General features: G+C 70.9%; 12 protein-coding genes and 1 tRNA gene. 1 reads left to right on the top strand and 12 read right to left on the bottom strand.

The features are described from left to right. Positions 1-8: 8 nt before the first annotated feature. The 5 genes from ACIG0D_RS32405 to ACIG0D_RS32385 all read right to left on the bottom strand — a co-directional run bounded on the left by ACIG0D_RS32405 (position 9) and on the right by ACIG0D_RS32385 (position 4,847). On the bottom strand, positions 9-1,592 hold the full coding sequence (locus ACIG0D_RS32405) for a Na+/H+ antiporter (RefSeq protein WP_399808170.1): 1,584 nt from the start codon (positions 1,590-1,592) through the stop codon (positions 9-11). Positions 1,593-1,676: 84 nt separating this feature from the next. Next, positions 1,677-2,174, bottom strand: coding sequence for a GNAT family N-acetyltransferase (locus ACIG0D_RS32400; RefSeq protein ID WP_399808168.1), 498 nt, complete (start codon positions 2,172-2,174; stop codon positions 1,677-1,679). Beyond that, entirely contained in the window at positions 2,171-3,115 is a 945-nt protein-coding gene (locus ACIG0D_RS32395; protein WP_399808166.1) for an RluA family pseudouridine synthase, read from the bottom strand. Before ACIG0D_RS32395 ends, ACIG0D_RS32400 begins: the two co-directional genes overlap by 4 nt. Before the next feature lie 54 nt (positions 3,116-3,169). Continuing rightward, positions 3,170-3,841, bottom strand: coding sequence for a signal peptidase II (lspA, locus tag ACIG0D_RS32390; RefSeq protein ID WP_399808163.1), 672 nt, complete (start codon positions 3,839-3,841; stop codon positions 3,170-3,172). Between the two features lie 61 nt (positions 3,842-3,902). After that, positions 3,903-4,847 (bottom strand): TraR/DksA family transcriptional regulator, encoded by a 945-nt coding sequence (locus tag ACIG0D_RS32385; protein WP_399808212.1) that lies wholly within the window; start codon positions 4,845-4,847, stop codon positions 3,903-3,905. A gap of 1,285 nt (positions 4,848-6,132) precedes the next feature. On the opposite strand from ACIG0D_RS32385, the gene ileS reads away from it, so the two are divergent. Beyond that, positions 6,133-9,282 (top strand): isoleucine--tRNA ligase, encoded by a 3,150-nt coding sequence (ileS, locus tag ACIG0D_RS32380; RefSeq protein ID WP_399808160.1) that lies wholly within the window; start codon positions 6,133-6,135, stop codon positions 9,280-9,282. 89 nt (positions 9,283-9,371) lie between these two features. Here ileS and ACIG0D_RS32375 read toward each other — a convergent pair. The 7 genes from ACIG0D_RS32375 to ftsZ form a co-directional block, all read right to left on the bottom strand. Then, positions 9,372-9,444 (bottom strand) — tRNA-Ala (locus tag ACIG0D_RS32375). A 152-nt stretch (positions 9,445-9,596) separates the two neighbouring features. Then, entirely contained in the window at positions 9,597-10,715 is a 1,119-nt protein-coding gene (locus ACIG0D_RS32370; RefSeq protein ID WP_365758776.1) for a DivIVA domain-containing protein, read from the bottom strand. 53 nt (positions 10,716-10,768) lie between these two features. Continuing rightward, on the bottom strand, positions 10,769-11,053 hold the full coding sequence (locus ACIG0D_RS32365; protein ID WP_016435858.1) for a YggT family protein: 285 nt from the start codon (positions 11,051-11,053) through the stop codon (positions 10,769-10,771). Positions 11,054-11,127: 74 nt separating this feature from the next. After that, on the bottom strand, positions 11,128-11,769 hold the full coding sequence (locus tag ACIG0D_RS32360) for a cell division protein SepF (protein ID WP_365758777.1): 642 nt from the start codon (positions 11,767-11,769) through the stop codon (positions 11,128-11,130). A gap of 129 nt (positions 11,770-11,898) precedes the next feature. After that, positions 11,899-12,618: a YggS family pyridoxal phosphate-dependent enzyme gene (locus ACIG0D_RS32355; protein ID WP_399808155.1), complete on the bottom strand. Its 720-nt coding sequence runs from the start codon at positions 12,616-12,618 to the stop codon at positions 11,899-11,901. A 6-nt stretch (positions 12,619-12,624) separates the two neighbouring features. After that, complete coding sequence (gene pgeF, locus ACIG0D_RS32350; protein WP_399808152.1) at positions 12,625-13,356, bottom strand: peptidoglycan editing factor PgeF; 732 nt, start codon at positions 13,354-13,356, stop codon at positions 12,625-12,627. Further along, positions 13,353-14,558 (bottom strand): cell division protein FtsZ, encoded by a 1,206-nt coding sequence (gene ftsZ, locus ACIG0D_RS32345; protein ID WP_399808149.1) that lies wholly within the window; start codon positions 14,556-14,558, stop codon positions 13,353-13,355. The genes pgeF and ftsZ overlap by 4 nt, the downstream gene beginning before the upstream one ends. Positions 14,559-14,789: the final 231 nt, after the last annotated feature.

Here is a 14,789-nt window from a genome sequence, read left to right as displayed (position 1 = left end):
CGCCCGGTTCAGCGCAGGCTGCGCACGTCCAGCTGGCGCAGCACCCGGTCCACCACCTCGGGATCCGATCCCGGTTCGCTGCGCGCCGCCAGGACCTCGTGCCTGGCGGCGCTCAGCATCTCCCCCTCGATGCGCCGCACCCGCCGCATCCGCTGCGCGCGCTGGGCGTGCGCCTCCATCCGCTCCTCCTCGCCGAGGTCGGGGCTGATCCGCACACCGATCTCGAAGGCCCGCCGCAGCATCCGCTCGGACAGCTCCTCGGGGAGCTCCTCGACCTGCTCGATCTCCCGCAGCCGCCGCTTGGCCGCCTTCGCCGCGCGTACGGCCAGCGCCTTCTCCAGCTCCTTCTCCCGCCCGGTGTCGGCCTGGACACCGAGCCGTCGCACCAGCCAGGGCAGCGTCAGCCCCTGGAGCACCAGCGTCGCCATGATCACGCCGAACGCGATGAACACGATCTCGTCGCGGTCGGGAAACGGCGATCCGTCGTCGGTCTTCAGCGGGATGGCGAGCGCCAGCGCCACGGAGGCCACGCCCCGCATCCCGGACCACCACATGACGACGGTCTCCCGCCAGCTCATCGGGATGTCCTCGTAGTCGCGCCGCGCGTGCAGCCGTTTGGTGAGCCAGGTCGCGGGGAGGAGCCACAGCAGCCGGACGAGGATCACGACCCCCGCGATCGCCGCCGCCCAGCCCAGCATCTCGCCCCAGCGCCCGGAGGCGGTGCGGATCGCGTTGTGCAGCTCCAGGCCGATCAGCCCGAAGGCGACCCCGGTGACGAGGGTGTCGACGACGTCCCAGAAGGTGTGCCCGGCGAGCCGGGTCATCACGTCGTCGGCGTCGGTGGCGTACTCGGCGAGGAACAGCGCGGCGGTGAGCACGGCGAGTACCCCGGAGCCGTGCAGTTCCTCGGCCAGTACGTAGGCGGCGTACGGCACCAGCAGGGTCAGCCCGATCTGCAGGGTGGGGTCGCCCAGCAGGTCCATGAGCCGGTTCGCGCCCCAGCCGAGCACGAGCCCCGCCGCGACCGCGACGACGGCGGACAGCACCAGGTCGAGCCCGGCCTCCCACGGCGAGAAGGTGCCGCTGACCACGGCGGTGATCGCCACGTGGTAGAGCACGATGGCCGTCACGTCGTTGAACAGCCCCTCGCCCTCCAGGATCGACACCAGCCGGCGCGGCAGCCCCAGCTGCCCGGCGACGGCGGTCGCGGCGACCGGGTCGGGTGGGGCGACCAGCGCCCCGAGCGCCAGGGCGGCGGCGATCGGCAGCCCCGGCACGATGGCGTGGGCGACGGCGCCCACACAGAGCATGGTGACGAACACCAGCGCCACGGCGAGCAGGAAGATCGGCCGCTTGTTCGCCGCGAACTGCCGCCAGGAGGTGCGCCGTACGGCCGCGTAGAGCAGCGGTGGCAGCAGCAGCGGAAGGATCAGCTCGGGCGGGATGTCGACGTTCGGCACGAAGTCGAGCAGCGCCAGCACGATCCCGAGGAGGGTCATCAGCACCGGTGCGGGCAGCCTCAGCCGGTCCCCGGCCGGGACGCTCACCACGGCCCCGAGCAACAGCACGAACAACAGGGCCAACTGATCCACGGTCAGCGCTCCGACGGTCTAGACGATCAACGCCCCCCGCTCCAGCCTGCCACGCGCCCGCCGCCGCCGCGGGGCCCGCCGTCGCTAGAGGGCGCGCCGCATCGCCTGGTGCGGAATCCCGGCCTCCAGGTACTCCGGGCCGTACGCCTCGTACCCCAGCCGCTCGTAGAAGCCCAGCGCGTGCGTCTGCGCGTGCAGGTCCACCGCCGCGAGGCCCCGCGCGCGGGCCGCGTCCTCGATCGCCCGGACCAGTGCCACGCCGACGCCCAGCCCGCGCGCGTCCCGCAGCACCGCCAGCCGTCCCAGGGCGCCCACGGACGGGTCGCCGCCGGTGCGCTCCGCGGCGGTCTCGCCGTACAGCAGCCGCCCGGTGCCCAGCGCCACCCCGTCCTCCCGCACGGCCAGCACATGCAGCGCGACGGCGTCGTACGCGTCGTACTCCACGTCCTCCGGTACGCCCTGCTCGGCGACGAAGACCTCCTTGCGCACCGCGAAGCACGCCTCGCGGTCGGCGGGCTCCTCGGCGACACGGACGACGTACGACGGCGGGCCGGCGGGGGCCGACGGGGTGGGCGGGGTCATCCGTAGGTCTCCTCCCGGACCTGGTCCAGCGCCCGCTGCAGGTCCTCGGGGTAGTCGCAGGCGAACTCGACCCACTCGCCGCTGCCCGGGTGCTCGAAGCCCAGGCGGACGGCGTGCAGCCACTGCCGGGTCAGGTGCAACCGCTTGGCCAGCGTCGGGTCGGCGCCGTAGGTCAGGTCGCCGACGCAGGGGTGGCGGTGCGCGGACATGTGCACGCGGATCTGGTGGGTGCGGCCGGTCTCCAGCTTGACGTCCAGCAGGGACGCCGCGCGGAAGGCCTCGATGAGGTCGTAGTGCGTGACGGAGGGCTTGCCCTCGGCGGTGACCGCCCACTTGTAGTCGTGGTTCGGGTGGCGGCCGATCGGGGCGTCGATGGTGCCGCTGGTCGGGTCCGGGTGGCCCTGCACCAGCGTGTGGTACCGCTTGTCGACCGTGCGCTCCTTGAACTGGCGCTTCAGCGACGTGTACGCGTACTCCGACTTCGCCACCACCATCAGGCCCGAGGTGCCGACGTCGAGGCGGTGCACGATGCCCTGGCGCTCGGCGGCGCCGGACGTCGAGATCCGGTACCCGGCGGCGGCGAGCCCGCCGATGACGGTCGGGCCGGTCCAGCCGGGGCTCGGGTGGGCGGCGACACCGACCGGCTTGACGATGACGACCACGTCATCGTCGTCGTGCACGATCTCCATGCCCTCGACCGGCTCAGCCACCACCTGCACGGGCGCGGCGGCCTGCGGCATCTCGACCTCCAGCCAGGCGCCGCCGCGCACCCGCTCGGACTTGCCGACCACCGCGCCGTCGACCAGCACCTTGCCCGCCGCGGCCAGCTCCGCGGCCTTCGTACGGGAGAAGCCGAACATGCGGGAGATGGCGGCGTCGACGCGCTCGCCCTCCAGGCCGTCGGGCACGGGCAGGGTACGGATCTCGGGAATCGTGCTCACCCGTCGAGTATGCCGGACGGGTGAGACAGTCCCGACCGCGCGCCCTCGGGAGCCCTAGTCCTTGTGGACGGTTCCGTCCGGGTCGAGGCCCTTGAAGGACAGCAGCACGATCAGGATGCCGCCGCACACGATCGCCGAGTCGGCGAGGTTGAACACGGCGAAGTGCTTGGGCGCGATGAAGTCCACCACCGCGCCCTCGAAGACGCCTGGCGAGCGGAAGATCCGGTCGGTGAGGTTGCCGAGCGCACCGCCCAGCAGCAGGCCGAGCGCGATCGCCCAGGGCAGGCTGTAGAGCTTGCGGGCGAGGCGGGCGATGACCACGATCACGGCCGCCGCGATCACCGTGAAGATCACGGTGAAGGCCTCGCCGAAGCCGAAGGCCGCGCCCGCGTTGCGGATCGCCTCGAACCGCAGCCAGTCGCCGATGATCTCGATCGGCTCCTGGTGCTCCAGCTTCTCGACCACGATTATCTTGCTGACCAGGTCGAGGACGTACGCGACGGCGGCGACCGCGAACAGCACCGCGATCCGCCGCTTGCCGCGGGGCCGCGCGGGAGCGGCCCCCGGCTCGGCTCCGGTGCCGGCGCCGCCGGTGACGTCCTCACCGGTGACGCGCTCGCCCGTCCCGCCGGCGCCGCTCTCGTCGACGCCCGGCCGCTCCGGCTCCTCGCCCCGCGCCGCGTCCGGGTTGTCCGGCGTACCGATGATGCGCTCCGCCTCTGCCACGTGAGTCCCTCGACCTAGGTACCTGACTGAGGACGAGGGTACGGCACGCCTTCCGTGCCGATCAGTACCGGCGTTCCTGCTTCTGCTTGCACTCCACGCAGAGGGTGGCCCGCGGGAAGGCCTGCATCCTCGCCTTGCCGATCGGATTGCCGCAGTTCTCGCACAGGCCGTAGGTACCCGCGTCGAGGCGCTGCAGGGCGCGCTCCGTCTGGGTCAGCATCTCGCGCGCGTTGGCGGCGAGCGCCAGTTCGTGCTCGCGCGTGATGTTCTTACTCCCGGTGTCCGCCTCGTCGTGGCCCGCGCCGTCCCCGGAGTCCCGCATCAGGCCCACCAGGGACGCCTCCGAGGAGGCGATCTCGGTCCTCAGCCGCTCCATCTCGCCCGACAGCTCCGCGCGGGCCTCCTCGACCTCCTCCGGGGTCCAGGGGTCCTCACCCGGGCGTACCGCCAGGTCGCCGGGTTCCGCCGCGGCGACGCGTGCCTTGGGGACGGCGGTCTGGGCCGCCGGGGCCGTGCCAGGAGTCTTCTTCGCAACCACCGTCGTGGCTCCCGTCTGCTTCGCGGCCTTCGCCGCGCCCGCCTTCTTCGCCGTACTCTTCCCGGCCCCGCCTCCACCGGGACCCTCCACACCACCGGTCTCCCCGGCGGCACCCGCCTCCCCGCGCGGCCCCTCCCCCACCGCTTCGGCTGCGGCCTCTTCGGGGGGCGGTTCCGCGGCCGCCACCTTCTTCGCCGTCGCCTTCTCGGCCCGGGCCCTGTCGGGGGCGGCCTTCTCGGCTGGGGCCTTCTCGTCGACCGCCTCCTCGGGGGGCGGCTTCTCGGCCACCGCGTCCTCGGGCAGGGGCTTCTCGGCCACCGCGCCCTCGGAGAACGGCTTCTCGGCCACCGCCTTCTTCACCGGCGCCTTCTTGGCGGCCGTCTTCTTGGCCGCTGTCTTCTTGGCGGCCGTTTTCGTGGCCGCGGCCTTGTTGGCCGCCGTCTTCTTGGCCGCCGTCTTCTTGGCCACCGTCTTCTTGGCCGCTGCCTTCTCGGCTGCTGCCTTCTTGGCTGCCGTGCCCTCGGGAACGGCCTTCTCGGCAGCGGTCTTCCTGGTCCCCACCGTCTCGGCAGGCACCTTCTTGGCAGGTGCCTCCTTTGCCACCGTCTTCTTGGCCGCCGCTTTCTTCCCGGACACCTTCTTCGCCGCCTCCGGGACCGCCTTCTTCGCCACCGCCTTCTTCGCGGTGGCCTTCTTCGCCGGGGCCTCCCTCGCCGCCGCCGACACCTTCTTCGCCGCCGGGGCCTCCTTCGCCACCGCCGACACCTTCTTCGCCGCCGGGGCCTCCTTCGCCACCGCTGCCTTCCTGGCCCCCGCAGCCTTCCCGGCCGTCTTCTTCGCCGCGGTCCTCACGGCCGTCTCCTCCACGGCCGCCGTCTCCCCCACCGTCTTCTTCGCGGCCACCTTCTTCACGGCCGCCTTCTTGGCGACCGCGTTCTTCCCTGCCGCGTTCTTCCCGGGCGCCTTCCCCGCGGGTGCCCCCGCGTCCGCCTTCGCGGCGTCCCCCCGCACCCGCTTCACGGCGTTCACCGCGCGTTTCGCGACCGCCGCCGCTCCCCGGGTGCTCTTCTTCCCGCTCACGTCCTTGGCCGCACCGGCGGAGGCACTGGCGCCTGTGGGGCTGCCGGACGCCGACTGCTGTACGGCGGTCTTCTTCGCCATGGCCGCGGCCCCTTCACATATTGTGATCTTGCTCGCAAATCGTGCTGGGACGATAAATCGACTCGAGTCCCGCGGCAACGGGGCACGCCGCCCGATTCGCCCGCCCCACGCCCCCCGCGCGACCGGCATGAATGCGTTGTGCCCAGCTCCCGGCCGGGTATGCCGCCCAGCCCGACTTCCCCGGATCCCGGCCCGCGCACGTGACCATTCGGGTCATCCCCGGCGCCGCGCCCCGCCCGCCGCAAAACCGGTCGGCCGCTGTCCGTGGGGCGCCGTACACTGGGCGGAGCGAGAAGCGTGGATGGGGACGAGTAGCGGCGTACGCAGCCCAGAGCGACCCGGGGACGGTGGGAGCCCGGGGGCAAGCGCGACGTGAAGATCACCCCGGAGCCGCCGGAAGAAAGCCGCAGCCCAGCCGCAGCGGTGAGTAGAACCGGCTTCGCGACCCCAATGAGGGGGCTCACCGACGCACGACCTGCGCCGGAGAGCCAAGGAGGGTGGTACCGCGGGAGCGCGCCGAAGGCGGCGTAGGAATGACGTAGCTCTCGTCCCTCCGACGGAAGGCAGCAAGTCCGCCGGAGGAAGATCGCTGATGACGACAGCGCCGACGTACCGCCAGGTGCCCGCCCAGGTCGACCTGCCCGCGCTCGAGCACGCCGTGCTCGACTTCTGGCGCGAGCAGAAGATCTTTGCCAAGAGCCTGGAGCAGTCCCAGGGCCGCCCCGAATGGGTGTTCTACGAGGGTCCGCCCACCGCCAACGGCATGCCCGGTGCCCACCACATCGAGGCGCGCGTCTTCAAGGACGTCTTCCCCCGCTTCCGCACCATGCGCGGCTACCACGTGGCCCGCAAGGCGGGCTGGGACTGCCACGGCCTGCCGGTCGAGCTGGCCGTCGAGAAGGAGCTGGGCTTCTCCGGCAAGCAGGACATCGAGGCGTACGGCATCGCCGAGTTCAACGCCAAGTGCCGCGAGTCCGTGACCCGCCACACCGACGCCTTCGCCGAGCTGACGACCCGCATGGGCTACTGGGTCGACCTCGACGACGCCTACCGCACGATGGACCCGGAGTACATCGAGTCCGTCTGGTGGTCGCTGAAGGAGATCTTCAACAAGGGCCTGCTGGTCCAGGACCACCGCGTGGCGCCCTGGTGCCCCCGCTGCGGCACCGGCCTGTCCGACCACGAGCTGGCGCAGGGCTACGAGACGGTCGTCGACCCGTCCGTCTACGTCCGCTTCCCGCTGACCTCCGGCCCGCTGGCCGGCGAGGCCGCGCTCCTGGTCTGGACGACCACCCCGTGGACCCTGGTCTCCAACACCGCCGTGGCCGCCCACCCCGAGGTCACCTACGTCGTCGCGACGAACGGCGAGGAGAAGCTGGTCGTCGCCGAGCCGCTGGTCGCCAAGGCCCTCGGCGAGGGCTGGGAGACCACCGGCCAGACCTTCACCGGCGCCGAGATGGAGCGCTGGAGCTACCAGCGCCCGTTCGAGCTGGTCGAGTTCCCGGCCGAGGCCCACTTCGTGGTCAACGCCGACTACGTCACCACCGAGGACGGCACGGGTCTGGTCCACCAGTCACCCGCCTTCGGTGAGGACGACCTCAAGGTCTGCCGCGCCTACGGCCTGCCGCTGGTGAACCCGGTCCGCCAGGACGGCACCTTCGAGGAAGGCCTCCCCCTGGTCGGCGGCATCTTCTTCAAGAAGGCCGACGAGAACCTCACCGAGGACCTGAACAAGCGAGGCCTGCTCTTCAAGCACCTGCCGTACGAGCACAGCTACCCGCACTGCTGGCGCTGCCACACCGCGCTGCTGTACTACGCGCAGCCCTCCTGGTACATCCGCACGACGGCCGTCAAGGACCGCCTGCTCCAGGAGAACGAGAAGACCAACTGGTTCCCGGACACCGTCAAGCACGGCCGCTTCGGCGACTGGCTGAACAACAACATCGACTGGGCGCTGTCCCGCAACCGCTACTGGGGCACCCCGCTGCCGATCTGGCGCTGCGAGGAGGGCCACCTCACCTGCGTCGGCTCCCGCGCGGAGCTGACCGAGCTGACCGGCACCGACCAGTCCGGCCTCGACCCGCACCGCCCGTTCATCGACGACGTCACCTTCACCTGCACCCACGAGGGCTGCTCCCTCGACGCGGTGCGCGTGCCGGAGGTCATCGACGCCTGGTACGACTCGGGCTCGATGCCGTTCGCGCAGTGGGGCTACCCGTACAAGAACAAGGAGCTGTTCGAGAGCCGGTACCCGGCGCAGTTCATCTCCGAGGCCATCGACCAGACCCGCGGCTGGTTCTACACGCTGATGGCGGTCGGCACCCTCGTCTTCGACAAGTCGTCGTACGAGAACGTCGTCTGCCTCGGTCACATCCTCGCCGAGGACGGCCGGAAGATGTCCAAGCACCTGGGCAACATCCTCCAGCCGATCCCGCTCATGGACCAGCACGGCGCGGACGCGGTCCGCTGGTTCATGGCGGCCGGCGGCTCCCCGTGGGCGGCCCGCCGGGTGGGCCACGGCACGATCCAGGAGGTGGTGCGCAAGACGCTCCTCACCTACTGGAACACGGTCGCCTTCCAGGCCCTGTACGCGCGTACGTCGAACTGGGCGCCCTCCGAGGCCGACCCGGCCCCGGCCGACCGCCCGCTGCTGGACCGCTGGCTGCTCAGCGAACTCCACGCGCTCACCGACCAGGTGACCCAGGCGCTGGAGGCGTACGACACCCAGCGCGCCGGCAAGCTGCTGTCCGCGTTCGTCGACGACCTGTCCAACTGGTACGTCCGCCGCTCGCGCCGCCGCTTCTGGCAGGGCGACAAGGCGGCGCTGCGCACCCTGCACGAGGTCGTCGAGACGGTCACCAAGCTGATGGCCCCGCTGACCCCGTTCATCACCGAGCGGGTCTGGCAGGACCTGGTCGTCCCGGTCACCCGGGGCGCGCCGGAGTCGGTGCACCTGGCGTCCTGGCCGGAGGCCGACCTCGGCGCCATCGACCCGGAACTGTCGCGGCAGATGGTGCTGGTGCGTCGCCTGGTGGAGCTGGGCCGTGCCACCCGGGCGGAGTCCGGCGTCAAGACCCGTCAGCCGCTCAAGCGCGCGCTGATCGCGGCGACCGGCTTCGAGGCGCTGGACCCCGAGCTGCACACCCAGATCACCGAGGAGCTGAACGTCGAGTCGCTGGCGTCGCTGAGCGAGGTCGGCGGCTCCCTGGTCGACACCACGGCCAAGGCCAACTTCCGCGCGCTGGGCAAGCGGTTCGGCAAGCGGGTCCAGGACGTGGCCAAGGCGATCGCGAACGCCGACGCGGCGGCGCTGTCGCTGGCGCTGCGCGAGGGCAACGCGTCCGTGGAGGTCGACGGCGAGACGATCACCCTCGCCCCCGACGAGGTCATCATCACCGAGACCCCGCGCGAGGGCTGGTCGGTGGCATCCGACGCGGGTGCCACGGTCGCCCTCGACCTGGAGATCACCGAGGAGCTGCGCCAGGCGGGTCTCGCCCGTGACGCGATCCGGCTGATCCAGGAGGCCCGCAAGAACAGCGGCCTCGACGTGGCCGACCGGATCGCGCTGCGCTGGACGGCCACCGACCCGGCGGTGGTCGCGGCCCTCACCGAGCACTCCGCGCTGATCGCGGACGAGGTGCTGGCCACCGACTTCGCCCAGGGCGAGGCGGACGACTCCGGCTACGGCGAGCCGTTCACCGACGAGGGCCTGTCCCTCACCTTCCGCCTGCGCAAGGCGTAGGGCACACACACAGAAGGCCCGGTTCCCGTGAGGGAGCCGGGCCTTCCGCGTCGCACGTCGTCACAGATCACGGAAGGGCGACGAGCGAGTGGGGCGGGCCGGATTCGAACCGGCGTCCCCTCGATGCCATCGAGGTGCGCCTGCCTCTGCGCTACGCGCCCCCGAGCACCCTACGCGACCCCGAGCACCCCATGGCAACCCGGGGACCTCACCCAAAAGGGCGGACAGACGGGCGGACGAAAGGGCGGGGCCCCGGATCGGAATCCGGGGCCCCGCCCTGAACGCTGCCGACGGCTACGCCGTACCACGCACTGTCAGTTGTCGTCCTCGTCGATCAGGAACCCACGCATCGGCGAGGGAGCCTGGCCCATCGGCGACGGACCCTGCGGCCGGACCGGAGCCATCGGCTGGGTCATGGCCGGGGACATCTGCTGCTGACCGCCGTAGGACGGAGCGGACGGGCTGGGCGCGCCACCCATCGACTGGTTGCCGCCGTACGACGGGGCGCTCGCGCCGGCCGGAGCCATCGAGGGCGCCGGGGACGGCGGGAGGGACGCGGTCGCCGGGGTGCGCGGCGGGGCCAGCGAGTCGTCGGCCTGGGTCTCCAGCTGGCGCAGCTGCGACTCCAGGTACGACTTCAGGCGCGTGCGGTACTCGCGCTCAAAGCCGCGCAGGTCCTCGACCTTGCGCTCCAGCGTGGCGCGGGCGGACTCCAGGGAGCCCATCGCGACACGGTGCTTCTCCTGCGCGTCCCGCTCCAGGGCGTCGGCCTTGGCACGGGCGTCACGCTCCAGACCCTCGGCGCGCGAACGGGCCTCGCCGACGATCTTGTTGGCCTCGGAACGGGCCTCGGCGATCGCCTGGTCGGCGGTCTGCTGGGCCAGCGACAGAACACGGGCGGCGCTGTCGCCACCGGGGCCCTGACCGGGGCCGCCCATCGGACCGCCCATGGGGCCGCCCATCGGACCCGGGCCCATCTGGCCCTGCATCGGGCCACCCTGGCCCATCGGACCCTGACCCATCGGGCCGGGACCCTGCGGACCCTGACCGCCGGGGCCGGCGGGCAGCTGCGGGGCACCGCTCGGCAGCTGGGGCGGGCCACCCATGGGGCCGCCCATCTGCTGCTGCGGCGGGCCCGATATGCCGGCGGGCACCGGAGCGCCGGGACCTCGCATGCCCTGCTGCGGCATGCCCTGCGGAGGCTGCTGCTGGTCCTGCTGCTCCTGCGGCTTGCGCATGTTCTGCTGGTTCTGCGCGGCGGCGCGGGTGGCCGCGGCCAGCTTCGCGCGCAGATCCTCGTTCTCGCGGAGCAGACGGGTCAGTTCGGCTTCGACCTCGTCGAGGAAGGCATCGACCTCGTCCTCGTCATAGCCTTCTCGGAGGCGGACGGTCGTGAACTGCTTGTTCCGCACGTCCTCGGGGGTCAACGGCATCTCTTCACCTCAACGTAGTCGTCGGCATTCGGCAAGACGGTAGGTCACATCGCTCACAGCCGGCTCACGATCGAGATCAGGATGTAGACGATGATCATCAGTACGAAGAAGGACAGGTCGAGCGCCACGCCCCCGAGACGCAGCGGCGGAATGAACCGCCGCAGAAGCTTGAGCGGTGGATCAGTGACAGTGTAGGTGGCCTCCAGAACGACCACCATCGCCTTGCCGGGTTGCCACGAGCGGGCGAACTGGAAGACGTAGTCCATGACCAACCGGAAGATGAGCACGATGAGGAAGCACATCAGCGCGATGTAGATGACATCCAGGACCACGCTCATGCCCGTGCTTCCCTCTCCCCTGTTTCCCGTGCTGTGTGGGTACTGCTTTGTACCGCTTTTTCCGGTCGTGCGTCTCAGCTCTGGTTGAAGAACCCGCCCTCTGCGATGCGGGCCTTGTCCTCCGCCGTGACATCGACGTTAGCAGGCGACAACAGGAACACCTTCTGCGTCACCCGCTCGATGCTGCCGTGAAGACCAAACACCAAACCGGCCGCAAAGTCGACAAGTCGCTTCGCGTCTGTGTCGTCCATCTCAGTCAGATTCATGATCACCGGGGTGCCCTCACGGAAGTGTTCCCCGATAGTACGGGCCTCGTTGTAGGTCCGCGGGTGAAGCGTGGTGATCCGGTAAGGCTCTCGTTCCGACACGACCTTGGGCATGATCACCGGTGCGTTCTTCTCCAGACTTGCGCGTTCTTGTGTGATGGATGCCACGGGCGCGATGCGCGCCGGGCGGCTCGATTCCGCGGGTAGCGAAGCGGAGTGCGCCACCGGCTCGCGAGGCGCGGGTGGATGCACCACTCGCACCGATTCTTCCCTTTGAGGCTGATGTGAACCATGCGACTGGTGGGACGGCTCGTGCCGTCGGTGATCCCGTTCGGGCTCCGGGTCCAGTTCGGGCTCGAAGTCGTCGTCGGGGTCGAATCCCCGGCCGTCGTACCCATCGTCCTCCACGAGGCCGAGGTAGACCGCCATCTTGCGCATCGCGCCGGCCATGCTCTGAGTCCTCCGCTCTGTGGTGGATCGGCTGACGACTGCCAAGTCCCTGCGATCCACGAGGTCGTTATGCCCGCCCTTCGACGGTAATGACCATATTTTCTGCTGTGGTCCGACTTCTTGGCGACGTTACCCGAGCCTGGGGCGGACTCCGAGTACCGCGGTGCCGACGCGTACATGTGTCGCTCCGGCGGCCACGGCCTGTTCGAGGTCCGCGCTCATCCCTGCCGAGACCATGTTCGCAGCCGGATGGGCTCGGCGCAGGTCGGTGGACAAATCCATCAACCGCTCGAACACCGCCTGTTGGCGACCGGCGTACTCACCGGTCAGAGGTGCGACCGTCATCAGCCCGGCCAGCCGCAGCCCTGGGGAGTCCGCGATCAGCTCCGCCAACTCCTCGACGCCCTCGGGCGCCACGCCGCCCCGTTCGCCCCGGCCGCTCGCCCCCGCATCGAAGGCGACCTGGATGAGGCAGCCGATCTCCCGCTCGGCGCGTACGGCCTCCTTGGAGAGGGTCGTCACCAGCCGGGCGCGGTCGACGGACTGCACCACATCCGCGTAACCGACCACGGAACGGACCTTATTGGTCTGCAACTGGCCGACGAAGTGCCAGGAAAGGGGCAGATCCGAGCAGGCGGCGGCCTTGGGCGCCGCGTCCTGGTCACGGTTCTCGGCGACATGGCGCACACCGAGTTCCGACAGGATCCGCACATCGTCGGCGGGATAGGTCTTGGTGACCACGATCAGGGTCACCTCTTCACGCTTGCGTCCCGCCGCCGCGCAGGCCGCGGCGATGCGCTCCTCGACCCGCGCCAGATTTCCGGCGAGTTCGTCCCTACGGTCCGTCATGCCCCATCAGTCCAGCCAGACATAGCCCGCCAGCCGACCGGTGGTGCGGTCGCGGCGGTAGGAGAAGTGGTCGTGCGACTCGAGCGTGCACACCGGCGACTGCGCCCGGTCGCACACCCCGAGCCGGTCGAGCTGCGCGTGCACCCCCGCGGTCACGTCGACCGCCGCGGTGCCCCAGCTCGTCACGGCGTACGCCGCCGGTTCGACGGCGGCCACCTCGGCGCGCATCGCCTCCGGCACCTCGTAGCACCGGCCGCAGACGGCGGGTCCGGTGCGGGCGACGATCCGGGACGGCTCGGCGCCGAGTTCGGTCATGGCCCGGACGGCGGCGGGGACGACCCCCGCGACCATCCCGGGCCGGCCCGCGTGGGCGGCGGCCGCCACGCCGGCGACCGGGTCGGCCAGCAGCACGGGCGTGCAGTCGGCGGTGAGCACGGCGAGGGCGAGCCCCCGGCGGGCGGTGACCACCGCGTCCACCGAGGGGATCTCGGCGGCGGAGCCCCACGACCCGTCGACCACCGCCACGTCATTGCCGTGCACCTGGTTCATCCAGACCACCCGGGCGGGGTCGAGGCCCAGCGTCTTCGCCGCCAGCTCCCGGTTGGCCGTCACGGCGGCCGGGTCGTCGCCGACCGCGCCGCCGAGGTTGAGCTCCTCATACGGAGCGGCGCTCACCCCGCCCCACCGGTCGGTGAAGGCGAAGTGCGCGCCGCTCACGCTCTCGCGCTGTCCTATCACTTCAGGAAGTCCGGGACGTCCAGCTCCTCGGCCGCGCTGTCCGTGTAGGTGCGGGGCGCCGGGGTGACCGGCGGGGCGACCGGGATGTCGTTCACCGGCTCCGGCGCGGGCTCCGGCTCCTCCTTCGGCGTGACGCTGCCGAGCGAGCCGAAGGACGGGCGGCTCTCCGGCTGCCGTACCGGCGGAGCGGGCTCCTCACGGCGGGCCGGGGTGGAGGAGGCCGAGCCGAGGACGTTGTCCCGGCGGGCCGGCGGCTGGCCGCCGTCGAAACCGGCCGCGATCACGGTGACCCGCACCTCGTCGCCGAGGGCGTCGTCGATGACCGCGCCGAAGATGATGTTGGCCTCGGGGTGGGCGGCCTCGCTGACCAGCTGGGCGGCCTCGTTGATCTCGAACAGGCCGAGGTCGGAGCCGCCGGAGATGGAGAGCAGCACGCCCCGGGCGCCGTCGATGGACGCCTCCAGCAGCGGCGAGGAGATCGCCATCTCGGCCGCGGCCACCGCGCGGTCGTCGCCGCGGGCCGAGCCGATGCCCATGAGGGCCGAACCGGCCTCGGACATGACCGACTTGACGTCGGCGAAGTCCAGGTTGATCAGGCCGGGGGTGGTGATCAGGTCGGTGATGCCCTGAACGCCGGAGAGCAGGACCTGGTCCGCCGACTTGAAGGCGTCGAGGACCGAGACCTGGCGGTCCGAGATGGACAGCAGCCGGTCGTTCGGGATGACGATGAGGGTGTCGACCTCTTCGCGCAGCTCGGCGATGCCGTCCTCGGCCTGGTTCGCGCGGCGCCGTCCCTCGAAGGTGAACGGGCGCGTGACCACGCCGATGGTGAGCGCGCCGAGGGAGCGTGCGATGTTGGCCACGACGGGCGCGCCGCCGGTGCCGGTGCCGCCGCCTTCACCGGCCGTCACGAAGACCATGTCGGCCCCCTTGAGGACCTCCTCGATCTCCTCGCGGTGGTCCTCGGCGGCCTTGCGGCCGACGGCCGGGTTGGCTCCGGCGCCGAGTCCGCGGGTGAGTTCACGGCCGACGTCCAGCTTGACGTCGGCGTCGCTCATCAACAGAGCTTGCGCGTCGGTGTTGATGGCGATGAACTCGACGCCCTTGAGACCGACCTCGATCATCCGGTTGATGGCATTGACACCACCGCCGCCGACACCGATGACTTTGATGACTGCGAGGTAGTTCTGCGGTGCTGCCACGTCGAAGGCCTCTCGCCTCGAGTTACGTGTCGTCGTGTCACCTGGGCGCTGCGCCCCCGTGATCCGACGACTGATGCCGAATGGGACGGTCCGTATCGCCGACCCGAACCCTAACGTTGAAGTTTAGGGTTACCAGTGTGTCTGTTCCCTGGAGTCTTCTGAACAGGACACTAAGTCGACAAGTGGCGCACGTTCAACGAACACGCCGAACCTCCCGTTTTTCTTTTCACC

The sequence above is a fragment of the Streptomyces sp. NPDC052773 genome (assembly GCF_044547145.1).
Classification (GTDB): Bacteria; Actinomycetota; Actinomycetes; order Streptomycetales; family Streptomycetaceae; genus Streptomyces.
The sequence above is the reverse complement of the archived record's forward strand: the minus strand, read 5'-3'. Positions and strand labels throughout refer to the sequence as shown.

Coding starts and splice junctions, on each gene's coding strand:
- ACIG0D_RS32400 (WP_399808168.1), bottom strand. CDS start 2,174: ATGACCCCGCCCACCCCGTCGGCCCCCGCCGGCCCGCCGTCGTACGTC.
- ileS (WP_399808160.1), top strand. CDS start 6,133: ATGACGACAGCGCCGACGTACCGCCAGGTGCCCGCCCAGGTCGACCTG.
- ACIG0D_RS32370 (WP_365758776.1), bottom strand. CDS start 10,715: ATGCCGTTGACCCCCGAGGACGTGCGGAACAAGCAGTTCACGACCGTC.
- ACIG0D_RS32365 (WP_016435858.1), bottom strand. CDS start 11,053: ATGAGCGTGGTCCTGGATGTCATCTACATCGCGCTGATGTGCTTCCTC.
- ACIG0D_RS32360 (WP_365758777.1), bottom strand. CDS start 11,769: ATGGCCGGCGCGATGCGCAAGATGGCGGTCTACCTCGGCCTCGTGGAG.
- ACIG0D_RS32355 (WP_399808155.1), bottom strand. CDS start 12,618: ATGACGGACCGTAGGGACGAACTCGCCGGAAATCTGGCGCGGGTCGAG.